General features: G+C 64.5%; 25 protein-coding genes. 15 read left to right on the top strand and 10 right to left on the bottom strand.

All coding sequences use genetic code 11. The features are described 5' to 3' along the window. The first annotated feature begins 11 nt into the window (after positions 1 to 11). Both WHZ77_RS24470 and WHZ77_RS24465 read left to right on the top strand, forming a co-directional pair. The gene (locus WHZ77_RS24470; RefSeq protein WP_375310296.1) at positions 12 to 524 is read left to right on the top strand and encodes a hypothetical protein; all 513 of its coding nucleotides are present in this window, start codon (positions 12 to 14) and stop codon (positions 522 to 524) included. A gap of 82 nt (positions 525 to 606) precedes the next feature. Then, on the top strand, positions 607 to 1323 hold the full coding sequence (locus WHZ77_RS24465) for a peroxiredoxin-like family protein (protein ID WP_375310295.1): 717 nt from the start codon (positions 607 to 609) through the stop codon (positions 1321 to 1323). An 18-nt stretch (positions 1324 to 1341) separates the two neighbouring features. Here the strand turns inward: WHZ77_RS24465 and WHZ77_RS24460 are convergent, their stop codons facing one another. Next, a complete protein-coding gene (locus tag WHZ77_RS24460) occupies positions 1342 to 2229 on the bottom strand; it encodes a LysR family transcriptional regulator (protein WP_375310294.1) in 888 nt (295 codons plus the stop codon). A 199-nt stretch (positions 2230 to 2428) separates the two neighbouring features. Here WHZ77_RS24460 and WHZ77_RS24455 point away from each other — a divergent pair, with 199 nt between their 5' ends. Together WHZ77_RS24455 and WHZ77_RS24450 are read left to right on the top strand one after the other, a co-directional pair. Then, complete coding sequence (locus tag WHZ77_RS24455) at positions 2429 to 3577, top strand: patatin-like phospholipase family protein (protein WP_375310293.1); 1149 nt, start codon at positions 2429 to 2431, stop codon at positions 3575 to 3577. Positions 3578 to 3650: 73 nt separating this feature from the next. Next, the gene (locus WHZ77_RS24450) at positions 3651 to 4601 is read left to right on the top strand and encodes an oxygenase MpaB family protein (protein ID WP_375310292.1); all 951 of its coding nucleotides are present in this window, start codon (positions 3651 to 3653) and stop codon (positions 4599 to 4601) included. Positions 4602 to 4735: 134 nt separating this feature from the next. Here WHZ77_RS24450 and glgA read toward each other — a convergent pair whose 3' ends face one another. Next, positions 4736 to 6124 carry a glycogen synthase GlgA gene (glgA, locus tag WHZ77_RS24445; protein WP_375314806.1) on the bottom strand — a complete coding sequence of 463 codons (1389 nt, stop codon included), beginning with the start codon at positions 6122 to 6124 and terminating at the stop codon, positions 4736 to 4738. Between the two features lie 210 nt (positions 6125 to 6334). Here glgA and WHZ77_RS24440 point away from each other — a divergent pair, with 210 nt between their 5' ends. The 8 genes from WHZ77_RS24440 to WHZ77_RS24405 all read left to right on the top strand — a co-directional run bounded on the left by WHZ77_RS24440 (position 6335) and on the right by WHZ77_RS24405 (position 15339). Continuing rightward, positions 6335 to 7525: a CaiB/BaiF CoA transferase family protein gene (locus WHZ77_RS24440; protein ID WP_375310291.1), complete on the top strand. Its 1191-nt coding sequence runs from the start codon at positions 6335 to 6337 to the stop codon at positions 7523 to 7525. A gap of 131 nt (positions 7526 to 7656) precedes the next feature. Then, positions 7657 to 9201: an ABC transporter substrate-binding protein gene (locus tag WHZ77_RS24435; RefSeq protein ID WP_375310290.1), complete on the top strand. Its 1545-nt coding sequence runs from the start codon at positions 7657 to 7659 to the stop codon at positions 9199 to 9201. 7 nt (positions 9202 to 9208) lie between these two features. Then, the gene (locus tag WHZ77_RS24430) at positions 9209 to 10159 is read left to right on the top strand and encodes an ABC transporter permease (protein ID WP_375310289.1); all 951 of its coding nucleotides are present in this window, start codon (positions 9209 to 9211) and stop codon (positions 10157 to 10159) included. Continuing rightward, positions 10146 to 11018 (top strand): ABC transporter permease, encoded by an 873-nt coding sequence (locus WHZ77_RS24425; RefSeq protein ID WP_015687686.1) that lies wholly within the window; start codon positions 10146 to 10148, stop codon positions 11016 to 11018. The genes WHZ77_RS24430 and WHZ77_RS24425 overlap by 14 nt, the downstream gene beginning before the upstream one ends. Next, positions 11015 to 12007 (top strand): ABC transporter ATP-binding protein, encoded by a 993-nt coding sequence (locus WHZ77_RS24420; RefSeq protein WP_375310288.1) that lies wholly within the window; start codon positions 11015 to 11017, stop codon positions 12005 to 12007. The genes WHZ77_RS24425 and WHZ77_RS24420 overlap by 4 nt, the downstream gene beginning before the upstream one ends. Then, positions 12004 to 12975, top strand: a complete 972-nt coding sequence (locus tag WHZ77_RS24415) for an ABC transporter ATP-binding protein (protein WP_375310287.1) — start codon at positions 12004 to 12006, stop codon at positions 12973 to 12975. The genes WHZ77_RS24420 and WHZ77_RS24415 overlap by 4 nt, the downstream gene beginning before the upstream one ends. Before the next feature lie 84 nt (positions 12976 to 13059). After that, positions 13060 to 14127, top strand: coding sequence for an alcohol dehydrogenase (locus WHZ77_RS24410; protein WP_375310286.1), 1068 nt, complete (start codon positions 13060 to 13062; stop codon positions 14125 to 14127). 132 nt (positions 14128 to 14259) lie between these two features. Beyond that, positions 14260 to 15339, top strand: a complete 1080-nt coding sequence (locus WHZ77_RS24405; protein ID WP_375310285.1) for an isocitrate/isopropylmalate dehydrogenase family protein — start codon at positions 14260 to 14262, stop codon at positions 15337 to 15339. Between the two features lie 130 nt (positions 15340 to 15469). On the opposite strand, the gene WHZ77_RS24400 is transcribed toward WHZ77_RS24405, so the two are convergent. The 5 genes from WHZ77_RS24400 to WHZ77_RS24380 all read right to left on the bottom strand — a co-directional run bounded on the left by WHZ77_RS24400 (position 15470) and on the right by WHZ77_RS24380 (position 20178). After that, the gene (locus WHZ77_RS24400) at positions 15470 to 15895 is read right to left on the bottom strand and encodes a hypothetical protein (RefSeq protein ID WP_375310284.1); all 426 of its coding nucleotides are present in this window, start codon (positions 15893 to 15895) and stop codon (positions 15470 to 15472) included. Positions 15896 to 16042: 147 nt separating this feature from the next. Beyond that, on the bottom strand, positions 16043 to 16858 hold the full coding sequence (locus WHZ77_RS24395; protein ID WP_375310283.1) for an enoyl-CoA hydratase: 816 nt from the start codon (positions 16856 to 16858) through the stop codon (positions 16043 to 16045). 113 nt (positions 16859 to 16971) lie between these two features. After that, positions 16972 to 18315, bottom strand: coding sequence for a murein L,D-transpeptidase (locus WHZ77_RS24390; RefSeq protein WP_375310282.1), 1344 nt, complete (start codon positions 18313 to 18315; stop codon positions 16972 to 16974). A gap of 415 nt (positions 18316 to 18730) precedes the next feature. After that, positions 18731 to 19102 carry a helix-turn-helix domain-containing protein gene (locus tag WHZ77_RS24385; protein WP_014497036.1) on the bottom strand — a complete coding sequence of 124 codons (372 nt, stop codon included), beginning with the start codon at positions 19100 to 19102 and terminating at the stop codon, positions 18731 to 18733. A gap of 29 nt (positions 19103 to 19131) precedes the next feature. Continuing rightward, entirely contained in the window at positions 19132 to 20178 is a 1047-nt protein-coding gene (locus tag WHZ77_RS24380) for a LysR family transcriptional regulator (RefSeq protein ID WP_015687678.1), read from the bottom strand. Between the two features lie 470 nt (positions 20179 to 20648). Between WHZ77_RS24380 and WHZ77_RS24375 the strand changes: the two genes are divergently transcribed. Further along, positions 20649 to 20915, top strand: coding sequence for a hypothetical protein (locus tag WHZ77_RS24375; RefSeq protein WP_375310281.1), 267 nt, complete (start codon positions 20649 to 20651; stop codon positions 20913 to 20915). Between the two features lie 206 nt (positions 20916 to 21121). Then, the gene (locus tag WHZ77_RS24370; RefSeq protein ID WP_375310280.1) at positions 21122 to 21853 is read left to right on the top strand and encodes a cytochrome c biogenesis CcdA family protein; all 732 of its coding nucleotides are present in this window, start codon (positions 21122 to 21124) and stop codon (positions 21851 to 21853) included. Positions 21854 to 22069: 216 nt separating this feature from the next. Here the strand turns inward: WHZ77_RS24370 and WHZ77_RS24365 are convergent, their stop codons facing one another. Beyond that, positions 22070 to 23578: a sensor histidine kinase gene (locus WHZ77_RS24365; protein ID WP_375310279.1), complete on the bottom strand. Its 1509-nt coding sequence runs from the start codon at positions 23576 to 23578 to the stop codon at positions 22070 to 22072. A 294-nt stretch (positions 23579 to 23872) separates the two neighbouring features. Then, complete coding sequence (locus tag WHZ77_RS24360) at positions 23873 to 24217, bottom strand: DUF1236 domain-containing protein (protein WP_375310278.1); 345 nt, start codon at positions 24215 to 24217, stop codon at positions 23873 to 23875. 136 nt (positions 24218 to 24353) lie between these two features. Between WHZ77_RS24360 and WHZ77_RS24355 the strand changes: the two genes are divergently transcribed. Next, on the top strand, positions 24354 to 24587 hold the full coding sequence (locus tag WHZ77_RS24355) for a hypothetical protein (protein WP_375310277.1): 234 nt from the start codon (positions 24354 to 24356) through the stop codon (positions 24585 to 24587). A gap of 149 nt (positions 24588 to 24736) precedes the next feature. On the opposite strand, the gene WHZ77_RS24350 is transcribed toward WHZ77_RS24355, so the two are convergent. After that, complete coding sequence (locus tag WHZ77_RS24350) at positions 24737 to 26011, bottom strand: serine hydrolase domain-containing protein (RefSeq protein ID WP_375310276.1); 1275 nt, start codon at positions 26009 to 26011, stop codon at positions 24737 to 24739. Positions 26012 to 26103 lie beyond the last annotated feature (92 nt).

Here is a 26103-nt window from a genome sequence, read left to right as displayed (position 1 = left end):
AGTCTCCTCTGTTGGCCGCAACCTCGCTGGTCGCCGGCTATGGCAGCAGCTTCGTCGAGAGCGCGTCTCACCTGAAATGCCGTTTCGCTTTCGGTGCGATAGCGCCATGCTATGGCGGCGCGATAGGCGGCGGCTATCGAACCGATTGGGGATCGGCATTTCCTCATCCGCAACTTTCGATGCTCGATGTCGGGGCGCGCCCGATTGCGGGCGTTCACGTCAATCCGGAGGAGCATCTCATGACGAAAGTGTCCAAGACCTTGCTTGCCACCGCCGCGTTCGCGGTCATCGCGACATCCGCTTTCTCGGAAGCGACCTGGGATTTCAAGGCCGGCATGGCCTATGTCTATGGCGGGCCCGGCAAGATGTCGGCGATGGCCATGGCCCCCGCCGAGAAGAACCACGAGGCCATGATGAAGAACGCGAAGAAGGTGCCTGACAACACCGTCTTCTTCATGGACAACGGATCGCTGTACTCCACCTCCGGGCGGCTCGATCCGACCGGCAATTTCTACGTGAACTGAGCACGTCCCGGCCTGGTGGCCGCCCCTTGCGGGCGGCCGAGCCGGGAAACTAGTATTCGTCGCAAGAATGCCGGAGCGGAAGATGACGTCACTCTCGCCAGCCGACGCCGAGCGGCTCAGGTCTGCCTTCCAGCGCTGCCGCGACATGGACGGCACGCTGAACGAACAGCTCCGTGCCTATGCCGACGCCAGCCGCGAGGTCTTCCCGGCCTATGGCGAGGCGGTCGATCGACTGGTGGCGCGATTGGGCGGGAACGGCGGTGGCGAGACCGCGCCGCGCCCGGGCGATGCGATGCCGCCCTTCATGCTGCCGGACGAAAGCGGCCGTCTCGTCGCGCTGACTGCGCTGCTCGAGAACGGTCCGGTCGCGGTGATGTTCTTCCGCGGTCATTGGTGCCCCTATTGCCGGCTCAATGTCCGTGCCGTGGTCCATGCGCTGGACCGCATCGAGGCGATGGGTGGGCGGGTCGTCGCGATCATGCCCGAGACGCAGGAATATACGAGGCAGATCAAGGCCGATTCCGGCGCGCCGTTTCCGATCCTGACCGACCTCGACAATGGCTATGCGCTGTCGCTCAATCTCGCAATCTGGCTGGGCACCGAAATCCAGAGCCTGTTGTCCTACCAGGACATGGCGAGATTCCACGGCAATGACGGCTGGATGCTGCCGATCCCGGCCGTGTTCGTGGTCGGCCGCGACGGCATCGTGAAAGCCCGCTTCGTCGATCCTGATTTCCGCAAGCGCATGGAGATCGACGACCTGCTTGCCGCGCTGGACAGCGCGGGCCGGGAGAACTAGCCGCGGTCTGTCGTAATATCACCCCGCGATCGGTCGCCAGTCCGCCCCGCGCAGCATCCGCATCACGGCATTGGCAACCGCCGTGCGTTGCCGGCCGGCCACGCCGTAGAGGCTGACAGTGCGGCGGGCGTCCAGCCCCGTGACGACGGCGCGTGTCAGCTTCTCCGGCACGGGTGACGTATGCGGCACCATGGCGACGCCGATGTCGGCTTCGACCAGCTCGATCAAATCGTGCTCGCAGGACACTTCATGGCCATGTTGGACGTCGATGCCGTGCTCACGCAGGCTCGCCGTGATACGTCCGGCGTGCTCGCAGAACGTCCGCCCCAGCAGTTGCTCCGCGCGCAGGTCGTCCAATTCGATCGAGCTGCGGCCGGCCAGCCGATGTCCGTTGCTGACGACGAGCTCGAAACCCTCGGTAAAGAGTGGCCAGACGTCGAGCCGGTCCCAGGCCTCGTCGATCTCGGCGGCGATGCCGAGTTCGGCTTCGCCCTTCTTCAGGAATTCCGCGACCTCGCGGCTGGAGCCGCGCAGGAAGCGGAGTTCGAGCCGGTTGAACTGCCGCCTGATCTCGTTGAGATGCGGAATGAGCAGCGCGAGGTCGATCGAATGCGTCAGCGCTATGCGCAGCGCACCGATCTCTCCGCTCTTGAACGAAGAAGCAAGCGAGCGCGCGCCGGCGGCGGCGTCGTAGCATTGCTTCAGCAGTGGATGCATGCGCTGGCCGAGTTCGGTCAGCTGCGCCGCCGGCCGTTCGCGGCGAAACAGGTCGCCGCCGAGCTCGGCTTCGAGCTGCTTGATCGCGCGTGTCAGCGAGGGCTGCGTCACGTTGCACTCTTCGGCCGCGCGCGTGAAATTGAGCAGCTGCGCGACCGCGAGGAAATAGCGAACCTGGTGCATTTCCATGGATCGGGCTCCCGGCAGGATCGGCAGGAAATCTAGCCGATCGGGTTTGGGAAGGATATCCTGGCTGCGATAGCGGCTGCGTATGGTTTCGGAAGCCAGCCGGCATTTGCAAAAGGCCTGACAATCGCCGAGAACGCCAAGACGTAACAATAGCCGTACGCCTGACGAATGATAACCGTAGGCTCGACAGGAGCGAGACATGAACGGCATGCAGCACAATGGGCAACGAAAGAGCAAGGACTTGCCGGGTCAGGTCGTGCTCGTGCTTCAGGGCGGCGGCGCGCTCGGCTCGTACCAGGCCGGCGTTTACCAGGCACTGCACGAGGCCGGCATCGAGCCGGACTGGATCATCGGCACCTCGATCGGCGCGATCAATGCCAGCCTGATCGCGGGTAACACCCCGGAGCACCGCCTCGCGCGCTTGAAGGAGTTTTGGAAGCGGATGGAGCAGAAGCCGGCCTGGGACTGGCGTGCCGCGTTTTCCGGCTTCAACGAGAAGCTTGCGTATTGGTCGGCCGTGACCCACGGCATTCCCGGTTTCTTCCGCCCCAATCCGCTGGCCCATGCCGGGGATTCCTACCCACTGGGCGCCGATCATGCCGGCTATTATTCGACCGCGCCGCTCGAGAAGACGCTGAGCGAGCTGGTCGATTTCGACCTGGCCAATCGCTGCGCGCCGCGCCTGACGGTCGGTGCGGCTCATGTCGGCACCAGCGAAATGCGCTATTTCGACAGCCGCGACGGCGAACTCACGGTGAAGCACGTGATGGCCTCAGGCGCATTGCCGCCGGCCTTTGCGGCGGTGCGCATCGACGGCGAACTCTATTGGGACGGAGGCATCCTCTCGAACACGCCGACGGAAGCGGTGTTCGACGACAATCCCCGCAGGGATTCGCTGATCTTCTCCGTGCATTTGTGGAATCCCGTCGGCGCCGAGCCGACCACGATGGCGGAGGTGCTGAACCGGCACAAGGACGTGATGTACTCCAGCCGGATCGCGAGCCAGATCACGCGCCAGCAGCAAGCCCATCGCCTGCGCCATGTCATCAACCAGCTCGCGGCGCGGCTGCCCGAGAGCGAGCGCAGCGATGCCGCGGTGAGGGAGCTGATCAGCTACGGCTGTCCGACCCGCATGCACGTCGTGCGGCTGTTGGCGCCGCAGCTCGACCGCGAGACCCATACCAAGGATATCGACTTCAGTCCGTCGGGGATCACGCGGCGCTGGCATGCTGGCTTTGCTCACACGAAGTCGGTGCTCGCGCGCAAGCCGTGGATCGGCGAATTCGATCCGCTCGCCGGCGTGGTGCTGCACGAGCATATGGACGAGATGCCGATGGCCGCGGAATAGCGCCGCGTCTGCTTCATCGAATTGCCACAGGCCTTGCGGATCTTGAGTGGTCTGCAGTCGAAAGGCGTTGCAAGTGGTGTCCGCGAGCGATCTGGAATCTGCCCTCGATCGGGTCCGCGCTGAGGCGGCCGGACCTGATGCTGGCGTGTTCGGCCCTGACACGGTGACCTGGCAACTCGACCGTGAGGCCGTGATCTTTCTCGGCGCCGGCCGTGCGCTGCTGCTGCAACTGGCGCATCCCTGGGTCGCGGCCGCCATCGCAGAGCACTCGAAAACCCTTACCGATCCGATCGGCCGCTTCCATCGCACCTTCGACATCATCTTTGCCATGGTGTTCGGCTCGCTCGACCGGGCGCTGTTGTCGTCAAGGCGGCTGCACCGGCGCCACAGCATGATCGTCGGAGCGATGCCGGAGACGGTCGGTCCGTTCGCGGCGGGCTCGCGCTACTGCGCCAACGACATCCCGTCGCTGCGCTGGGTCCACGCGACGCTGGTCGAGACCGCGCTGATGGCGCACGATCTGGTCCTGCCGCCGCTCCCGGCCGAGGCACGCGAACGCTACTGGATCGAGAGCCGGACGTTCGGCGCCTTGTTCGGATTGACTGCGGATGATTTGCCGGCGGACTGGACCGGCTTCGCTGACTACACGGCCGCGATGGTGCAATCAGAGACGTTGACCGTCAGCCCGGCGGCGCGCGAGATCGCCACGCAGATCTTTGCCGGCGCACGTCCGTGGCTGCGGCCACCGCGTTGGTATCGCGCGCTCACGGCGAGGATGTTGCCCGAGCAACTGCGCGTCGGTTTTGGATTTGAGCTCGACGAGCGCGACAAGAGGGCGGCCGACAATGCGCTGAGATGGATCAGGCGCGTCTATCCGAAATTGCCGGACCGGCTGCGCTATGTCGGTCCCTACCAGGAAGCGCAGGCGCGGCTGCGGGGTGAGCCGCGGCCGGATTGGATGACGCGGTGCCTCAACAGGGCCTGGATCGGACGGCCGCGGATGGATGTAGGCGGGAAGGGGTGAAGCGTTCGATGGTTGCCACATACACCGGCATTGCGAGGAGCCCTTGCGACGAAGCAATCCAGAATCCCTCCGCGGAAAGACTCTGGATTGCTTCGCTGCGCTCGCAATGACGGAGTGTGAGGAAACGCCTCGGCTCACACCGATGCCAGCTTCCGGTACAGTGCGTTGTAGCTGCCGGCGGAGATGCTCCAGGAGAACGAGCGTCCCATCGCGCTGCGGCGCATGGTGTCGAGCTGGTCATGCGCCATGAAGGCCTCGAAGGCGCGGCGGACGCCGCCGAGGAAGGAATCGCGCGAGGGCTTCGAGAAGAGGAAGCCGGTCTCGCCGTCGGTGATGGTCTCGGCGAGGCCGCCGGTCTGGTGGCCGATCGGCAGCGAGCCGAACCGCTGGGCGTACATCTGGCTGAGCCCGCAGGGCTCGAAGCGCGACGGCATCAATGTGAAATCGCTGCCGGCAAAGATGCGCCGCGCCTGGGCGTCGTTGAAGCCGATCGTGACCCCGATCGCATCAGGACGGCGGCGATGCGCATCGACCAGCGCCTGTTCGAGCGCGGGTTCGCCGGAGCCGGTGACCACGATCTGCCCGCCGGCATCGACGATCTCGTCGGCCGCCGCCAGCACGAGGTCGATGCCCTTCTGATGCACGAGGCGCGCGACGATGCCGAACATCGGGCCCCGCGACACCGCCAGCCCGAATTGCTTGCGCACGTAATCCGCATTGGCCTTCTTGCCGACCCAGTCGCCGGCGCCGAACTGCTGGGCGAGCTGGGCGCAGGAGCGCGGGTCCCAGCTCTCGTCGATGCCGTTCAGGATGCCGGTCAGCTCGGCCGCGTCGGAGCGCAGCTGCAACAGGCCCTCGAGGCCGCAGCCGAACTCGGTGGTGGTGATTTCCCGCGCGTAGGTGCCGCTGACGGTGGTGAGATGCGAGGCGTAGACCAGCCCGGCCTTGAGGAACGACATCTGGTCGTAGAATTCGACGCCGTCGATGTGGAAGGAGCTCTCGGGTACGCCAATTCGCCGCAGCGAGTCCCTCGGGAAGAGGCCCTGATAGGCGAGGTTATGGATGGTCAGGATCGACGGGACCTGGGCGCCGCGCCAAGCAAGGTAGGCCGGCACCAGCGAAGCCTGCCAGTCGTTGGCATGGACGAGGTCCGCTGCCCAATTCTTGTCCAGCTTGCCCATGGCAAGCTCAGCGGCTGCCGAGGCGAAGCGCGCGAAGCGGATGTCGTTGTCCGGCCAGTCGCGCCCGGACTCATCGCCATAGGGATTGCCGGGCCGGTCGTAGAGTTGTGAGCACAACAGCACATAGACCGGCAGGCCGTCCTTGGTCGCGGCCCGGCCGAGTGAGCAGGCTGGCATCTCTGCAAACGCAGGGCAGCGGCCAACGATCTGTATGTGCGTGAGTTGTTCGATGATGTCGCGATAGCCGGGGAGCATGATCCGGATATCAGCGAAAGGGCGAAGGGCTCTGGGAAGGGCGGCGGAAACGGCGCCGAGTCCGCCAACGCGGACGAAGTCGTCCATCTCGGTTGTAACGAACAAGACCCTCAAGAACTGCTGCCCTCTTCCGATCCCGCTTGCTGCTATGCAAGAACGGGTCCAGTTGCCCCTGGAATTCCTAGGTCACCCGCAAGACGCGTCCGTTCGGTAAAGACTTTCCTACTCAGCCGCCGCCCTCTAGGCTCGCCGCACCAACGAAAGATAATATCGATTGTTCCTAAGGGGCCGCCGGGGATGCAGCTACCAGATAAGCACGAAGAGACGACGACAAAGGCTTTCGCCGGTCTCAGGGTGCTGGATTTTTCGACCACCATCGCCGGTCCCCACTGCGCGCGGATGCTGGCGGACATGGGCGCCGAGGTCATCAAGATCGAGACCGACGGCGGCGAGACGATGCGGACCCGGCCGCCGCTGCGCAACGGCTGCAGCACCGTGTTCGGCCAGCTCAATGTCGGCAAGAAGAGCGTGGTGCTCGACCTCAAGTCCGAAGACGGCAGGGAGGCGGTGCGGCGGCTGGTCGCGACATCAGATATCCTGGTCGAGAACTTTCGCCCGGGCGTGATGCACCGGCTGCGGCTCGACTATGACAGCCTCCGCCCGCTCAACCCGAAGCTGATCTACTGCTCGATCTCCGGCTATGGCCAGAGCGGTCCCTCGGCAGAGCTGCCGGCCTACGCGCCGGTGATCCATGCGGCCTCCGGCTATGACATGGCGCATCTCGCCTACCAGCCCGGTCGTATCAGGCCGGACTATTGCGGCATCTACCATGCCGACGTCGTCACCGGCACTTACGGCTTCGGCGCGATCGCGTCTGCGCTCTATCAGCGCACCTTGACCGGGCAGGGCCAGCACATCGACGTCTCCATGCTGGAGACGATGCTGACCTTGACGGTGCTTGAGGTGCAGAACTCGCAATTCGCGGTGAAGCCGCGCCCGATGTTCGGCCCGACCGAGACCGCGAGCGGCTATGTCATGATCACGGTCGCCAGCGAAAAGACGTTTCAGGGTTTGATGGGGGTGATCGGCCGCCCCGAATGGATCTCCGATGCGCGCTTCTCCACCTATGCCGCACGCCGCGACAACTGGGCCGAGTTGATGGACGGCGTCGAAGCCTGGTCGAGGCAGCACCCGACGGACGCATGTCTGGTCGCATTGGGCGCGGCCGGCGTGCCGGCTTCGGCCTATCGCACCGTGTCCGAGGCGCTGGCCGATCCGCAGCTCGCGCACCGGCAGGCGCTCTCGTCGGTGGAGGACGGCGGCGGCTCATTCCAGGTGCTCAATCTGCCGTTCCGGATGTCGGGCGCCGACACGGCGCCTGCCGCGACGATGGCCGTGCTCGGCGAGCACACGGACGAATTGCGCGAGGAGATCGGATTCGCGGACGCTACGCGAATTCCGTCAGGCAAAACGGCTGCGACAAACTGAGCGCATTGCAGCACCACTACAACGTTTGATCTTGCGCTCGTTCCTCTTGCCGTGGCGGTCTTTTGTCGCCAATCTCGCTTCCGAGTCATTCAACGATCCGAAACATCGGACGAGGGATCCCGGGAGGAACCATGACGAACATTGCTGCCGCGGCATGCAGGCGCGCGCCGATTTTCCTCGTTGCGGCATTTGCTCTCCTCCCGCTGGCCGAGCCGGCACAGGCGCAGAAGCCGGGCGGCAGCATCACCGTCGGCCAGGAGCTGGACATTACGGGCTTCGATCCGCTCAAGGTCGGTGTCTACGATACCTCGACCTTCACCGCGGCGGCTGCGATCTTCGACACGCTCACCACGCTCAATGACAAGGGTGAGGCCGCGCCAAAGCTCGCGGAGTCCTGGACCCATTCCGACGATTACAAGAGCTGGACCTTCAAGCTCCGCCAGGGCGTGAAATTCCACGACGGCACGCCGTTCAACGCGCAGGCCTTCAAGGAGAATTTCGACCGGCAGAAGGACCCCGCCAACAAGTGCCGCTGCGCCTTCTACATCACCAACGTCAAGGAAGTGCTGGCGCCCGACGAATATACGGTCGTCTACAATCTCACCGATCCCTCCGTGAACCTGCCGGCGACGATCACCATCCAGAGCCAGAACAACGTCGTGCATTCGCCGACGGCCTGGAAGACCAAGGGCGACGACTACAATCGCAATCCCGTCGGCACCGGCCCCTACATCCTGAAATCCTGGACCGCCGGCGACCGCATGGTCCTGGAGAAGAACCCGAATTACTGGGACAAGGGCCGTCCCTATCTCGACCGCATCGTGCTGAAGCCGCTGCCCGACGCGCAGTCGCGCTTTGCTTCGCTGCAGTCGGGCGAGGCCGACATCATCTGGGACGACGAGAACGACGCCGACAATATCATGAAGGCGCAGAAAGACTCCAAGCTGACCGTGCACACCTACAAGGGCTCGGGCGCGCAGGTCTATGCCTTCAACACCAAGCAGGCGCCGTTCGACGACGTCCGTGTCCGTCAGGCGCTGGTGATGTCGATCGACCGCCCCAAAATGTCGCAAGCGATCAGCAACGGCCTGAGCCGGCCCGCGTCCAATCCGTACGGCGATGGCTCCTGGGTCAAATGCAAGGACGACGGCGCGCTGCCGTTCGACCTCGAGAAGGCCAAGGGGCTGATCAAGGATTACGGCAAGCCGGTCGAGTTCAAGATGCTGGTGACCGCGACCCCGCGCGGCCGCATGATCGGCCAGGTGCTGCAGCAATTCTGGAAGCGCGCTGGCGCCAGCATGGAGATCGAGCAGGTCGATCAGGCCACGATTCCGCCGCGCGCCTTCACGCGTCAGTTCCAGCTCGTGCCGTGGCGCATCGTCGATCTCGCCGATCCCGATCCGCAGATGTATGCGAACTTCCGCAGCGGTAGCCCGCTGGCGCTCGCCAATTTCGTCGATCCGGAGCTCGATCGTCTGCTCGACCATTCCCGCGTCACCGCCGATAGCGCAGCGCGTATCGAGGATTATTGCGCGATCAGCCGGCTGATCAACAAGGAGGCGATCTGGTTCTGGACCTTCCAGAACACCTATTATGCGCTGTCGAGCGCCAGGCTGAAGGGCTTCCCGAAGATCTACAACGGCGTGATCGACGTCTCGACCACCTGGCTGGAATGAACGCGCGATGCTGAACTTCATCGTGCGGCGGCTGTTGGCCATCCTGCCGGTTCTGCTCGCCGTTTCGCTGCTCACCTTCCTGATCGCCTCGCTGCTCCCTGGCGATCTTGCCTATGTCATTCTCGGCGATCAGGCGACGCCGGAAAATGTCGCCGCGCTGCGCCGTGACATGGGGCTCGACCAGCCGCTGTGGTGGCGTTACCTGAGCTGGCTCGGCCATGTGCTGCAGGGCGATCTCGGTCGCTCCTTCCGCACCGGGCAGACCGTGTTGCAGGCGGTTGCCGAGCGTATTCCGGTCTCGCTCCAGCTGATGCTGATGGCGGAGTTCATCGGGCTTCTGATCGGCGTTCCCGTCGCGATCGCCTGCGCCGCGCGCGCCGGCGGCGCCTTCGACCGCTTCATGACCGGCAGCGCCTTCGCCATGCTGTCGATGCCGTCCTTCCTGATGGCGATCCTGCTGATCTATCTGTTCGCGGTCGAGCTGCGCTGGCTGCCGGCGACCGGTTATGTGCCGTTCACGGAGGAGCCGCTCAATAATCTGCGCTTCTTCGTGCTGCCGGCGCTGACGCTGGCACTGGCCGAATGGCCTGGAATCATGCGGGTGCTGCGCTCCGACATGATCGCGACCCTGCAGGAAGACTATATCGCGCTGGCGAAAGCAAAAGGCCTCAAGCCATCGCGCATCCTGTTCGTGCATGCGCTGAAACCCTCGTCGCTGACGCTGGTGACGGTCACGGGCATCAATATCGGTCGCCTGCTCGGCGGCACGCTGATCGTGGAAACGATCTTCGCGCTCCCCGGCATCGGCCGGCTGCTGGTCGGCGCGATCTACACCCGCGACCTCGTCATCCTCCAGGGCGTGGTGCTGCTGGTGGCCTGCGGCTTCGTCATCGTGAATTTCATCGTCGACATGCTCTACGCCGTGCTCGATCCGAGGATTCGCCATGGCCACGCTTGAGCTCTCGATGCAGGACGAGGCCGTGTCCGCGCCGATCCGCCGCCGGCGCAAGCTCGGCCTGCTGTTCTGGCTCGCGAGCATCTGGCTCATTGTGATCCTGACACTCGCGATCCTGGCGCCGGTGCTGCCGCTGCAGAACCCCGTCGACATGGACATGCTGGAGCGCCGCGCCGCGTTCTCTGGGGAGCACTGGCTCGGCACCGACAGCCTCGGCCGCGACGAGCTTGCCCGCCTGATCTTTGGTGCGCGGGTGTCGCTGACGGTGGGGTTGATCGCGCCGATGATCGGTCTGGCGCTCGGCGGTGCGCTGGGGTTGCTTGCCGGCTATTTCCGTGGCCGGTTCGAGACGCTGGTGGTCGGCAGCATGGACGTGCTGCTCGCCTTTCCGCCGCTGATCTTCGCGCTCGCCGTCACCGCCTATCTCGGCCAGTCCATCCCCAATCTCACAATGATCCTCGGCGTGCTCGGCATTCCCGCCTTCATGCGCGTGGCGCGGGCGGCGACGCTGACCCTTGCGCGCCGTGAATTCGTGATCGCGGCCGAAGCGCTCGGTGCCAGCCATGCGCGCATCCTGCTGCGCGAGCTGCTGCCGAACGTGATCCTGCCGCTGCTGGCGTTCTTCCTGCTCGGCGTCGCCGTCACCATCGTGGTCGAGGGCGCGCTGTCCTTCCTCGGTCTCGGCGTGCCCCCGCCGATGGCGAGCTGGGGCAGCATGATCGGCGAGGGCCGCGACAGCCTCGACGTCGCGCCGCGGCTGGCCTTCCTGCCGGCGGTGGGGCTGTTCCTGACCGTGCTGGCGTTCAACCTGGTCGGCGACACCATGCGGGCGCTGACCGACCCGCGTCAGGGGGCGCTGTGAGCGCGCCGCTGCTGACCATCGAGAATGTCGCGGTCGAACTGCCGACGCCGCGCGGCAATTTGCGCGCCGTGGATCATGTCGATCTGTCGCTGGAGGCCGGCCGCACGCTCGGCATCGTCGGGGAGTCCGGCTGCGGCAAGACCATGCTGTCGCGCGCGGTGCTGCAACTGCTGCCGAGGAAGGCGAAGCTCACCGGACGCGTGATGTTCGACGGCCAGGATCTGGTGCGGCTCGATGCGGAGCGGTTGCGCCGCCTGCGCGGACGCGACCTTGCGATCGTGTTCCAGGACCCCATGACCTCGCTCAATCCGGTGCTCACCATCGGCACCCAGTTGATGGAGACGATCCAGGAGCACCTCGAGCTCGATGCGCCTGCGGCGCGCAAGCGCAGCATCGAGCTGCTCGCCGCCGTCGGCATCCCGGCACCGGAGCAGCGGCTGGCGCAATATCCGCATCAATGTTCCGGCGGCATGCGCCAGCGCATCGCGATCGCGATCGCGCTGTCCTGCGAACCGAAGCTGCTGATCGCGGACGAGCCGACCACGGCGCTCGACGTGACGATCCAGGCGCAGATCCTCGATTTGCTCGCGCGCGAGCAGCGCCGCCGCCACATGGCCATGATCATCATCACCCACGATCTCGGCGTGGTCGCCGGCCGTGCCGACGAGGTCGCGGTGATGTATGCGGGCAGGGTGGTGGAGCGCGCGCCGACGCGGGCGTTGTTCAAGCGGATGCGCATGCCCTACACGGAAGCGCTGCTGGCGGCGATCCCGAAGCTGGACACCGCGCCGCATACGCCATTGCCCGCCATCTCCGGCCGTCCGCCCGATCCGACGCGGCCGCTTCGTGGCTGCTCCTTCGCGCCGCGCTGCCGCTATGCCGTCGAGCGTTGCCGCGAGGCGAAGCCGGAGTTGAAGAGCGCCGAGATGCCGGGGCATCTCTATGCCTGCTTCCATCCGATCCAGATGGTGGAGGAGATCGGCGCATGATGCAGCTGGCCGTGAGCGATGAGCCGCTTCTGAAGGTCGACAATCTCGTCGTCGAATACGGTCTCGGCAACAAGACGGTGCATGCGGTTTCCGGTGTCAGCCTCCAGGTCGCGCGCGGCGAGACGCTGGGGCTGGTCGGCGAATCCGGCTGCGGCAAGTCGACCCTCGGACGCGCGGTGCTACAACTGCGCCGTGCCAAATCGGGGCGGGTGCAGTTCGACGGCGAGGATCTCACCGCGATGGAAGGCGAGGCGCTGCGCAGGATGCGCCGCCGCGTGCAGCTGATCTTTCAGGACCCGATCGCCTCGCTCAATCCGCGCCGGCGCATTGGCGACATCGTCGCCGAGCCGCTGATCATCGCCGGCATCAAGAACGCCGCCGAGCGCAAGCGGCGCGTTCACGAGGTGCTCGGCGCGGTAGGGCTCGACCCCGATCTCGTGGCGGGCCGCCTGCCGCACGAATTCTCCGGCGGCCAGTGCCAGCGCATCTGCATCGCGCGGTCGCTGGTGCTCAACCCCGAGTTCATCGTCTGCGACGAGCCGGTCTCGGCGCTTGACGTCTCCATCCGCGCACAGATCCTCAACCTGCTGGAGGAGATGAAGGCGCGTTTTGGTCTGACGCTGCTGTTCATTGCGCATGACCTTGCGGTGGTCAAAGCGGTCAGCGACCGCGTCGCGGTGATGTATCTCGGCCGGCTCTGCGAGGTCGGCCCGTCGGAGCAATTGTTCGCGAGGCCTGCGCATCCCTATACGGATCTGCTGTTGCAGGCGATCCCGGTGCCCGATCCGGAAGTCCGTCCCGTCGAGAGTGCGGCGATTGGCGAGCCGCCATCGCCGATTGCGCCGCCGTCCGGCTGCCGCTTCCGCACCCGCTGTCCACGGGCGGATCAGCGATGCAGCGCGGAGATACCGGAGTTGCGCGAGGTCGCGCCCGGCCAGTTCGCCGCTTGCCACCATCCGCTGGCCTGAACTAAGACGGCCGCCGGGTTTGTCTCGCCCCGCCGGTCATGGCATGGTGGCGGCGAGAACGACACATATGCCGGGAGGACGCCGATGAAGAGTTTCAAGGTCGCCGATTTCAAGGCGCCGCTGCAGGAGTTTGACGAGGCGACGCCGCAGCCGTCGGGCACGCAGGTGCTGATCAAGGTCAAGGCCGCTGGCGTCTGCCATAGCGACCTTCACATCTGGGAAGGCGGCTATGATCTCGGCCATGGCCGCAAGCCGTTGTCGTTGAAGGATCGCGGCATCAACCTGCCGCTGACGATGGGCCATGAGACCGTGGGCGAAGTCCTGGCCTTCGGCCCCGACGTGAAGCCGGCTGACCAGGGCGATCTGAAGCTTGGCGACATCGGCCTCGTCTATCCCTGGATCGGCTGCGGCAAGTGCGCCGTTTGCCTGGCCGGTGACGAGAACATGTGCGCGACGCCGCGCTCGCTCGGCGTCTATTGCGACGGCGGCTATTCCGACCACATGCTGGTGCCGCATCCCCGCTATCTGCTCAACCTCAAAGGCCTCGATCCTGCCACGACCGCGCCCTACGCCTGCTCGGGCGTCACCACTTACAGCGCGCTGAAGAAGGTCGAGCAGCATTTCGACACGCCGATCGTGATGTTCGGCGCCGGCGGCCTCGGCCTGATGGCGCTGTCGCTGCTGAAAGCCATGGGCGGCAAGGGTGCGATCATGCTCGATATCGACGCCAGAAAGCGCGAAGCGGCGGAGAAGGCCGGCGCGCTCGCCACCGTCGATCCCAAGGCGCCGGATGCGCTGAAACAGCTCGCCAAAAAGGCGGGCGAGCCGATCCGGGCCGTGATCGACCTGGTCGGCAACGCCGCCACGACGCAGCTCGGCTTCGACTGTCTCGCCAAGGGCGGCAAGCTCGTCATCGTCGGCCTGTTCGGTGGCGGCGCGACCTGGGCGCTGCCGCTGATTCCGATCAAGGCGGTGACGATCCAGGGCAGCTATGTCGGCAATCTGCGCGAGACGCAGGAGCTGCTCGATCTCGTCCGCACCAAGAAGGTGCCGCCGATCCCGGTGACGACGGTACCGCTCGCCAAGGCCAACGACGCGCTGGTGCAGTTGCAGCAGGGCGCGGTGGTAGGGCGCACGGTGCTGACGCCGTAGTTACTCTCTCTCCTCCGTCATTGCGAGCGAAGCGAAGCAATCCAGAAGTCCCTTGCGGAAACAGTCTGGATTGCTTCGTCGCTTCGGTCCTCGCAATGAGGAGCCTCTTCTTCCTACGCGCAGGAAACCTCAATGTCCGCAAACAATGCCTTCCACATTGCCGTGCTCGGTGGCGACGGCATCGGCCCCGAGGTCATGGCGCCCGCGATCGAAGTGCTGCGCAAGATCGAGGCGAAGTCGGACTTGCGCTTCCGCTTCACCGAGGCGCCGGCCGGCGCCAACAATTACCTCGCGACCGGCAAGTCGATGCCTGACAGCACCATCAAGCTGTGCGAGGAGGCGGATGCGATCCTGCTCGGGGCCTGCGGCCTGCCGTCGGTGCGCTACCCCGACAACACCGAGATCGCGCCGCAGATCGAACTGCGCTTCATCTTCGATCTCTATGCCGGCGTGCGGCCGGCGCGGCTGATTCCAGGCGTGCCGAGCCCGATCGTCGGCGCCGACCGGCGCGGCATCGATCTCGTCGTGATCCGCGAATCCACCGAAGGCCTGTTTGCCTCAATGGGCAAGGGTGTCGTCACCCACGAGGACGCGCGCGAGACACTGGTGATCACGCGCAAGACCTCCGAGCGCCTGTTCGAGTTCTCGTTTCGCCTCGCCGAGCGCCGCAAGGCGCGCGGCAAGCCGGGGATGCTGACCTGCGTCGACAAGGCGAACGTGTTCAAGGCCTTTGCGTTCTTCCGTGGCATCTTCGACGAGATCGAGAAGAAGCACCCCAACGTGAAGACCGACCGGCTCTATGTCGATGCCTGCTCGGCGATGCTGGTCAAGCGTCCCTGGGATTTCGACGTGATGGTGATGGAGAACATGTTCGGGGACATCGTCTCCGACATCACCGCGAGCCTGATCGGCGGTCTCGGCATGGCGCCGTCGGCCGACATCGGCGACAAATACGCCGTGTTCCAGCCCTGCCACGGCACCGCCCCCGATATCATGGGCCAAGGCAAGGCCAATCCCACCGGCATGATCCTGTCGGCCGCGATGATGCTGGACTGGCTCGCCGACAAGCACGGCGTCGAGAGTGCGGCCGAGGCCGGCGAGCAAATCGAGCGCGCGGTGGATCAGATCTACGCGGGCGGCATCAAGCCGATGGAGTTTGGTGGCAGCAGCGGCACGGCTGATATCACGAAGGCAGTACTGGGGGCGCTCTGAGAGCAATCGCACGGCAGCGGTTGCTTCACCTCGCCCCGTCAGAACGGGGCGAAGGAACGCCGATCCAGACGGAGCTTGGGCGTCCGCCATGCGCGCTTATCAGCATCAGAGAGCTGCGCGACACAGATATTTAAGTTCCGAACGCTACATGGTCGAGGCAGCCGGCAGAGGCTGTTTCTATTTGTGTAGATTGTTTCTGGGAGAAACAAATGTCGGTCTCTGGAGCGAGTTCTTCGACCACAGCGAGCGCGCTGCTCTCGCTGCTCAAAACGAACGCGACGGCAAGCGGCACATCGGCCACGCAAAGCGCAAGCGATGCATCCTCGGGAACGGGAGCCAGTGCGAAACCGGAAGCCAGCGCAAGCTCATCTGGCGCCAATTCGTCCGTGCAGGTCAGCAGCGATGTGTTGAGTGTGTTGATCGACGCGCAGGCGTCCAGCACGGGAGGCGGCGCATCCTCGGATAGCTCGACTGCATCAGCTACCGGCAGCGGTGCAGCATCCAGCGGGTCTTCGTCGTCTAGCAGCGGCAGCTCGGGGGCGAGCAGCGGCTCCAACAGCGGCAGTAAGACCTATGACAGCGCCGATACCAACGAGGACGGCAAGGTTTCAGCGGCTGAACAAGATGCCTATGACGCCAAAACCAAGGTTCACGTCGACAAGACGTCCGCTGGTGGGGTTGCTTCCTAGGCGCAGCCTGGAAGCTACTTCCCCGAAAACTGCGGCTTGCGCTTCTCCATGAAGGCCTGCCGGCCCTCGCGGAAATCCGCGCTGTCCATGCAGGCATTGCCGATCGCCTTGATCGCCTCCATGTCGCGCCCGCTTTCGTCCTTCAGCACCTGCGCGATCGTGATCTTGGCGGCCTTGATCGCGAGCGGGGCGTTTTGCGAGATGGTCTCGGCCATCGCCATGGTCTCGCCCCAGAGCAGATCGTCCGGGATCAGGCGCTCGACCAGGCCGATGCGCAGCGCTTCCGTCGCATCGATGCGCATGCCGGTGTACATCAGAAGCCGGGCCCAGGACGGGCCGACCAGCGACACCAAATGCTTCAAGCCGTCATAGCCATAGGCGATGCCGAGCCTGGCCGCGGGAATGCCGAACTGGCTGTCGTGTGAAGCGATGCGGATGTCGGTGAGCATCGCGACCTGCATGCCGCCGCCGAGACAGAAGCCCTGGATGCAGGCAATCGTCGGCTTGGGATAGTCGGCGAGCAGCGCGCGCTGGGCGGCGCTGCGCTTGGCATATTCTTCGGAGGCCGCCGCGTTGTGGCGGGTCTTCTCGAACTGGCTGATGTCGGCGCCCGAGACGAACGCCTTGCCGCCGGCGCCGCGCAGGATCACGACGCGCACTGAATCGTCATCGCGTAAGGCCGTCAGCGCCTCGCCAAATCCCTCCCACATTTCCAGCGACATCGCATTGCGCTTGTCGGGATTGTTGAAGGTGATCACACCGACGCCGCTGGCCGTATGCTTGAGGATCTTGTCGTCGGCGTAAGACGTATCATTGGAGAGGTCAGGCATCACGCGCTCGTTTGTCATTGGCGAGGCGCAATGTGCGGCCGGGGCGAGGGCGGGGTCAACCGCGTCGAGGCGAGGGGCTTGGCATCCGCCTGTGCCGCGATTGCATGGCGCGGTTACCTCACCATGTGCGCGGTCAGCGGATGGCTGCCGGCATTGCTGAAGAACGCCGCCTCTTCGGCGGTCGCCTCCAGCAATTGCTCGTCCTGGTTATAGACGTCGTTGCGGAACTGGACGGTCTGGTCCTTGGTCATCCAGGCCGTGAGGTAGATCCAGGCCACCGGCACCTTCCTGGCCATGGCGACCTCCAGGTGCCGCCCGCTCGCGATCTCCGCGTCGATCGCGGTGCGGCTCCATTTCGGCTGGTCCTTGAGCAGCCAGGCGGCGAGATCACGCACATTATCGACGCGCGAGCAGCCGTGGGAATCGAAGCGGTAATCGTCGCTGAACAGATTGCGCTGGTTGGTGTCGTGCATGTACACCGAATAGGCGTTCGGCATGTCGATCTTCACCGCGCCGAGCGCGTTGAAGGTGCCGTTTTGCTGGCGCACCGTGAAGTTCGGCGTGCGCGTGCCGGACCAGTCGACCGAACGCGGATCGATTGGATTGTCGTGGGCGTCGAGCACTTCCATGTGCATGCGCGACAAATAGGTCGGATCCTTGCGCATGTGCGCGGAGATTTCCGTCCTGGCGATGGAGGACGGCACCGTCCAGGTCGGATTGAGCACCACGCTGGTGATCTGGGCGGTTAGGGTCGGCGAGGGCTTTTCAGTCTTGCCCACGATCACGCGATAGCGCCGCACCACCACATCGTTCTCGACCGCCTCGGCAAACGCGGCGGGGATGTTGACCACGACATAGCGCTGGCCGAAATTGAAATTCATGTTCTCGAGCCGCTGCAGCGAAGCCTCCAGCTGCCGGATGCGCTTCTGCACCGAGACGTTCATTGCCGCGATCGTGCGCGGCGTCATGGTGCCGGTCGCCGCCAGTCCATGACGGGCCTGGAAGCGCTTCACCGCGTCCGCGAGATCCTGGTCGAAGGCGCCGCTGGTCTTGTCGGCGGAAAGATCGCCGGACATGATCAGCCGCTTGCGCAGTAGCTCGTCGGTGGCGCCCTGAATCCCGGGCGCGAATTTGGCGTCCGCGGGAATGGTCGGCCAGCCGCCGCGCACCGCAAGATCGGAATAGCTGAGTGCCGCGTCCTTGATTCTTCGCGCGCTGCCTTCGTCGTAGGTCGGCTCGTGCGTCAGCTCGAGCGCCGCGGCCGAGCGGCTCTCCGGCGTCGGGGCGGATGTCGTGGCAGTTTTCGGCGCAGCCGCGTGAGCCGGGTTCGCCGCCGCCGGCACAGTGCCGGCTGCCGCCGGCTTGGGACCGGCCTGCCCGATGGTCTCGGTCTGCGCGAACGCGGAGGCGCTGGCGAGCACGCCGACGGCAATGATGATCGCATGGCGTTTCGACATGTGTCTCAATCTTCCTCATGAAAACGAGGCGCTGACGGGCGCTCGCACTGGCAATTCCGGTCGCCGCGCGGCGTGCGCCGATTCGCAAATTCGGCGGGAATTTAGGGCACCAGTGTTGAGGTCCCATTAAGCACGGCGGTCGAAAGTCCCGCAGGTTGGTGCGCGACTCTCGATTGGGTCGCGGCTGGGGCGGGATTGGTTCGTGAAATCCGCGACGAATGGCCGGCAGGCGGCCAAGAAAAAGGGCGGCCAAGCCGCCCTGAAAAGCCGATGCCGCGCGCCGATGGCGCGCAGGCTCAAATCTGATCCGGCAGGCCTCGTTCAATCCGGCCGCGCCCCCGTGACGCGGTGGATTGAACATCGGCCTTTGACGTCAGCCTTCAACATAGGTCTTGGAGGCCAGGTCGCCGATCGATCAGGCTTCGTTCGCCGCGATCGATTCCATCAGCGAGACGAGCTGACGCTGCACCGTCTGATCCTTGATCTTGCTGTAGGCACGCAGCAGGCGGAGGCTGAACGCAGAGTCGAGGAACAGCAGGCTCTCGACTTCGCGCGCCTTGTTGTCGCCGTCATAGAAGAAGGTCACGGGCACATCGAGGGCGGTGGCGATCTGCTGAAGCCGAGCCGCGCCGACGCGATTGACGCCCTTCTCGTATTTCTGGACCTGCTGGAAGCTGACGCCGAGCTTTTCGCCGAGCTCAGCCTGCGAGATCTTCATCTCGACGCGCCGCAGACGGATCCGCTTGCCAAGCTCAATGTCCGGTTTGCCGGCACTGCGCTGCTTCATTCTTTTCGCCGCTGTCTTCATACTTTTTCTCATCGTTCTTCGGTTGAAAACCCCCCGAAGAGCTGGGTCAGGGGTTCGCCCATATACGAGTCCTTGAATTCGTGCGGATGCACGAATTCTTCCTTAAACCACGGGAAGCGCGCCGGATTGAAAGCATCGATCAGCCAGTCAATCATGTGCCGCACGCGCGGAATCCGGCCGCTACCAGGATGGTAGGACAACCAGATATCCAGCGGTCGGTTCAGCTCGACCTCCAGTGGAATCAACTTCCCGCCAAGCGCAATGGCATAGCTCGGGAATACGCCGATGCCGGCTCCATTCGCGACAGCCCAGTAGTTGGCGCTCGAGACGTTGGTCTTCATGACCAGAAGGTCACGTTCCGGTACGCCCGGGAAGAAGCTCTCGAAGGTTTCCTTGGCGGCGATCTGGTCGGCGAATTGCAGCACCAGGCGGTGCTTGATCAACTCCGCCGCGGAGCGCGGCGCGCCATATTTCTCAACGTAACTCCTGGAGGCCCAGAACATCAGATGCATGCGGCCGAGCCGCACCAGCTTGACGTCGAGCGCCGAAGGCCGCGACAGGTGGATGGCGACGTCGGCCTCGTGGCGCGAGACGTCGGCCGAGCGCATCGCGCAATGCAGGTCGACCAGGATTTTCGGATAGGCCTGCTGGAATTCGACCAGCCGCGGGGCGAGCCAGAACGTACCCAGTCCCTCGGTCACGGCGACGCGGACCTCGCCGGACAGGGCATTGGCCGTCGAATCGCTGGCGCGCAGGACGTCGAAGGCCGCGGCCTCCATGCGTTCCACGGCTGACACCACCAGCGCGCCCTCATCGGTCAGATGGGTGCCATGGACGTCGCGGGTGAACAGGGTGGTCCCGGTCTGGCGCTCGAAATCGTCGATCCGGCGGCGGACGGCGTTGATCGATAGAGACAGGCGCTCGGCCGCCGAGCGGAAACTGCCGCATCGAACGACTTCCAAGAAGATGCGAGCCGCATCCCAATCAGAGAGGCCGCTGATATTTATCTTTGGGCGTTCCTCCAGTGGAACGCCCCTTTCCGCCAAGGAGTGCATACAAGTCCCTTCGGGTCGCTAAACTGGCAGAATCTGGGGCAAACCACAACCACGACGGGTTGGGGATCGGCGAGTTTTGAACGCCATCCTTACTATCTCGTTGGCGGTATCTGGGTGGTACCAACGGATGGGAATCGGGCAAGCTATCGTCCGGGTGAGGGGTGTCGCGTGAGTTCCGTTGCGAGCCTTGAAATGGCTACGGCATTGTCGGCGTCGTCTATGACGGGCGTCCTCGCCCGAGTGCTTCGGATTTGCGCGATGGATCAATCGCATATCTCCAAGCGTTCTTTCCCTGACACTCATGATGATGGCCAACCGCGCTGCGGGGCAATGTCAGCTGGAAGTGCGCAGAAGCGCTTCGAAATCATGTTCGGAGGCGCAGACGCCTCATGCTACCCTTACTGCTCCATGGGGGCCGAGGGGATCGCCACGACTATATCTCGCAGGCCGAACTAACGGAAAGAACGCCGGTGTCGCATTCAGACGAACAGTTGCAGTCGGTGCTGGAAACGCTCGAGGAGTGCCGCAAGGTCCTCAACGAGATCAACAGCCGTGAGTCGGCCGAATTGCTGTCCGTCGTCATTCTCGACGTGCGGATGAAACTCAAGGGAATTGACGGTGCCGATCTCAAGGCACTGTGCGACGAAATGCTGCGGAGCGCTGTCAGCGGACCGCAGTCCCCTTCCAAGCAGACGCAGGACCAGCCCCGGCGTCCGCTGCTCCGCGTGGTGAAGTAGCCACGCCGCCAAATCTCGCTTTTTGGCGAGATTTGTGCGCGTCCCGATGCCGCATCTGTGATCGCAGGCGGCATCGGGAGGAGCCCTGGTTTTGTGCGCCTCTGTTGCGCATTTTCCGGCATCGGCTACACCAGTGCCGGTTCGGCTCCGGTGTGCGCACACTCCCCGTGCGCGGCCGAAGAGCCTGAGATGGCTCCGACTTCATCATGCAAAATGTTTCGATCCCGGCGGCGCTGATTGCCGGCCTCGTCAGCTTCCTCTCCCCCTGCGTCCTGCCTCTCGTTCCGCCCTATCTGATCTATCTGACGGGCGCGACGATCGAGCATGTCGAGAGCGACGAGCCGGCCTCGGCCTCCAAGCGCGCCATCATGATGTCGGCGCTCTTGTTCGTGCTCGGCTTTTCAACGGTGTTCGTGGCGCTCGGCGCCAGCGCTTCGTTGGTCGGCGGACTGATCCGCGCCTGGTCGGCCGAGCTGTCGATCATTGCCGGCATCGTCATCATGGTCATGGGCCTGCATTTCCTCGGACTGACGCGTATCGGCCTGCTGATGCGCGAGGGGCGGCTGCCGATCCCCAAACCCGTCGGCCTCTGGGGCGCCTATCTCATGGGGCTCGCCTTCGCCTTCGGCTGGACGCCGTGCATTGGCCCGATCCTCGCCGCGATCCTTTCGATCGCCGCGGCCGAAGCGACAGTGACCAAGGGCGCAGGGTTGCTCGCGGTCTATTCGGCCGGCCTCGGCATTCCCTTCCTGATCGCAGCGCTGATGATCGAGCAATTCTCGACCCTGTTCGCGCGCATGAAGGGCCATCTCGTCAATGTCGAGCGCGCCATGGGCGTGTTGATGCTGATCACCGGCATCGGCTTCCTCACCGGCGCAGTCTCGAATGTGAGCATCTGGCTGCTGGAGACGTTCCCGGCACTGCAGACGATCGGCTGAAGCAAGATCCGGAAAAGTGCACGGCGGCTTTCCAAAGGATCATGCTCGAACAACAAGCTGAAGCGCGACGACGATTCATCCCGATCTTCCCGATCTGGACCAGCATCGCCGTGCGCGTGTCGTACCAGGCTCGCGAATAGGCGAAAGGCCGCGAGAGCTTTGCGTCGAGGATGTGGGTACGAAGCCTGGTGATCTTCCTCGCCGATGTCCCCCCGTTCACCGCGCCTCTTCCAGCGCGCAGATGACCGTGCAGACCACGCCGCGCGGCAGAAAATCCACCGTCGCTTCGCCGCCGAGCTGGTCGCGCGCGCTGCGCTCGATCAGGCGCGAACCGAAGCCGCGTTGTACCGGAGCCGTCACTGGCGGGCCGCCGGTCTCGGTCCAGATCAGCCGCAGCCGCGGTTTTGGCGTGTCCGCGATGACCTCCCATTCCAGCGTGACCCGGCCGGTCTCGTTGGAGAGCGCGCCATATTTCGCGGCGTTGGTGGCGATCTCGTGCACGATCATCGACAGCACGACAGCGAGCCTCGGTGACAGCGGCACCGTGGGGCCGGTCATGCGGATACGTTCGGGGCCGGAGAGCAGGAACGGCTGGAGCACCCGCGCGATCACGTCCTTCAGCTCGGAGCCTTGCCATTTCTCCTGGCTGAGGAGATTGTGCGCCTCGGCGAGTGCGCCGAGGCGGCCCTCGAACTTGATCCGCTCGTCCCGGCTGGCGCTGCGGAAAGTCTGCACCGCGATCGCCTGCATCAGCGCCAGGGTGTTTTTGACGCGATGGTTGAGCTCCTCGATCAGCAGATTGTGCAGCATGTCGCCGCGCGCGATCGTGGTCGCCATCCTGACCGCGAAGGTGAGGCCGATCAGCAGCAGCACGCCGCCGATCAGGCTGGTGATCGCGATGTTGCGCCAGAGCGGCGCGATCAACGAGCTCTCGGCAATACCGGCCGCGACGGTCCAGCCGGTCAGTCGCGAGCGCGTGTAGGCCGAGGCCAGCGCAACGCCTTCGAGCGAGACGGTCGACAATGCGGCCTCGGGCGCGCGAAACATCGCGTTGTACAGCGAGGGAGACGCCTGCTTGCCGAACGTCTCGCTCGGATTGGGCGCGCGTGCGAACACGAAGCCCTTGCTGTCCAGCAGCGACATGGTCCACTGCCCGTCGGGACGCTGCCGGTCGACCAGTTGCTGGAAGATGTCGAGCGGCGGGCTGAACGAGAGCGTGTAGGCGACCTCGCCGTCGCGCAGCACCGGAACTTCGACCGTCACGATCGGACGCTTCTTGGTCGAGCCTATGAACAGATCGGAATATTGCGGCGTGTTGCTTGCAAAAACCCGCTCGACGATCTCGCGATTATTGCGTGGCGGCAGGCTCGCCGTGTCGGGCGTCACGGTCGAGAAGAGCTGATGCCCGGACCGGTCGGCCAGAAGAAGAATGCTGTCTTCGCCATATTGGTTGATGAAACCCGCGGCGAGGTGCCGGAAGCCGTCGAAGTCACCGCTACGCAAGGAATCGCTGAGCGCTAGCACCTGCAAGCCGCCTGTCATTCGCTGCACCTCGGCGTCGAGCACGAGGCGCATGCTGCGGACAGTCTCCAGCACCCGGCGCGTCGCGTCGGCCCGATCCTGGCGGTAGTTGGCGTGGGCGAGGCCGACCGCGAACACGATCAGCGGCAGCGTCGTTCCCGCGACCAGCAGAGCGAGTCGGACCGGCAGGGTGAATTTCGGCAAACGTGAACGTCCCGGTTCCAGCGCATCCGCGCCGGATTATGATTTTGCCAGACCATACGGGCATGACTTGCGCGGCGCTATAATTTTCGCATTTTGGAGAGCAGTTCAGAAAAGGAATTTTGCAGCGCGGTCGCCGGCGTCCGTGCTTCAGCTCATGCCGATCGCGGTCAGCAACAGGCACACGGCGTAAACGGCCGCCAGGCTGAGACCGGCGATCCGGGCCTCTCGATGCGATGTCATGGTCGCCTCCGGGAGGCGGCCGCCTTAAGGCAACCGCCATCCATCACATCTTGATCAATCGATTTCCTGAACGACCGTCCGCGTGGCGGGATCCACCAGCATCACGCGCTCGCCGGCGTAGACGTAGCGATATTTCGTCAGGGACGGACCCCAGTCCGACGGAACGGCTTCGAGCTCGACGTCGCCTGGAACCGTCGCGCCGACGATGATCTTCTCGTTCTTCACGATGGGACGCACGCGGTGCTCGGTGACGTAGGATTTGATCCGGGTCCGGTATTCCGGCTCGATCTGAACGACGGCCGCGTGACCGGTTCCGGTGGTGGTCACCACGGTGGACTGCGCGACCGCGCCGGTCGAGATCATCACCGCCGCGGCGGAAAGCAGAAATAGCTTGTTCACCTTGTTCTCCTCACAGGAATAAGTGCGGCGTCAACCGCCCACTGCAGACGGCGTTCCCTCGCTCAGGAACAAATTGCCGCTTTTTCCCGTTTACGAATTGACCAGGCAGCAACGCCTGGCAATGGAGGAGAACCAAATGAAGCTAACGATGGCGACTGCCGCGCTGATGATTGCTGCGTTTTCCCTGCCCGCGTTCGCGGCCGACGAGTTCTACGTCGTCCAGGACGTCAAGACGAAGAAGTGCACAATCGTCGACAAGAAGCCGACGGAGACGACCATGACCGTCGTGAGCCCGTCGGGCACGGTCTACAAGTCGCGTACCGAGGCCGAAAGCGGCATGAAGACCGTCAAGGTCTGCACGTCAAACTGAGGAGGATGACAAATGCCAATTCTGATTTTGTGGGCGGTACCAGCCGTGCTCGTGATCGGCGGTGGCGTCTATCTGATCGGCCATCTTCACTGAGCAGAAGACAACGGGGCCCCGCGATCCTTCGCGGGGCCCCGTGACACGAGCGTTTCCTACAGATTGCTCTCGGTGATGGCGGCGTAGACCATGCTGCGCAACTCGCGCCGGATCGGATAGGCGTTCGACGGCAGCACCTGCGTCATGAAGACGGTGACGAGTTCCTCGGCCGGATCGATCCAGAACGAGGTCGTGGCCGCGCCGCCCCAATTGTATTCGCCGGGGCTGCCGGCGACCAGCGTCTCCGCCGGGCGCATGGTCACGGCGAAGCCGAGACCGAAGCCGATGCCGTTATAGGCGGCCTCCGCGAACATCGAGCGCGACACTTCGGGGAGCGCCCGTCCGCCGGGAATGTGGTTGCTGGTCATCAGCGCCAGCGTCTTCGGGCCGATCAGCCTGACGCCGCCGAGCTCGCCGCCATTGAGCAGCGCACGGCAGAAGGTGAGATAGTCGGCCATCGTCGAGCACAGCCCGCCGCCGCCGGAGATGAGCGAGGGCGGGATGAGGAACGAGCTCTTGGTCGGGTCGTCCTGCAGCGTCAGGCCCTCGCGGCGCTGGCCGGCGTGGAAGGTCAATCCGCCGCCGGGGTCCGCGGAATAGCAGGCCGCGAAACGATGCGCCTTGGAAGCCGGCACGTGGAAATCGGTGTCGGTCATGCCGAGCGGATCGAGGATCCGTGCTTTGAGAAACTGTTCGAACGGCATGCCCGAAATCTTGCCGACGAGATAGCCGAGCACGTCAGTCGAGACCGAATAGTTCCAGGCCTCGCCCGGCGAGAACTCCAGAGGGATTTTCGCGAGGCTCTCGATCATGGTCTGGAGCGTGCCGGACTTCTCGACCTCGCCGATCTTCTCGGCGCGATAGGCCGCATCGACGTTGGAGCGCTGCTGGAAGCCGTAAGTCAGCCCGGAGGTGTGGCGGAGCAGATCGACGATCAGCATCGGCCGGGTCGGCGGCCGGGTCAGGAAGGCCGGCGCGGTGCCGGCGACGAACACGCCGAGATCCTTCCATTCCGGAATGTATTTGGCGACGGGCTCGTCGATCGCGACGAGGCCTTGCTCGACCAGCATCATGAAGGCAACGCTGGTGAGTGGCTTGGTCATGGAATAGATGCGGTAGATGGTGTCGTCCTTGACCGGCGCCTTGCGTTCGATGTCCGCAAAGCCCTGCACCGAGCTGTGGGCGATCTTGCCGCGACGGTAGACCAGCAGATGCGTGCCCGGAAAACGGCCGGCATCGATGTACCGGCTCTTCAGATGCGCATCGACGCGATCGAGCGCGGCCTTGGACATGCCCACGGATTCGGGCGAAGCGGGGGTAGGGGCGAGCATCAATTTCCTCCGGGGCGTTTTGCCGGAAAATTGATACCGAAATGGCGGCCGCATTCCAAGCCGGTTGCGCTTAACGCGGCCCCGCCGACTGG

This window comes from Bradyrhizobium sp. A5 (assembly GCF_042076515.1).
GTDB classification, from domain to species: domain Bacteria; phylum Pseudomonadota; class Alphaproteobacteria; order Rhizobiales; family Xanthobacteraceae; genus Bradyrhizobium; species Bradyrhizobium cosmicum.
The sequence above is the reverse complement of the archived record's forward strand: the minus strand, read 5'-3'. Positions and strand labels throughout refer to the sequence as shown.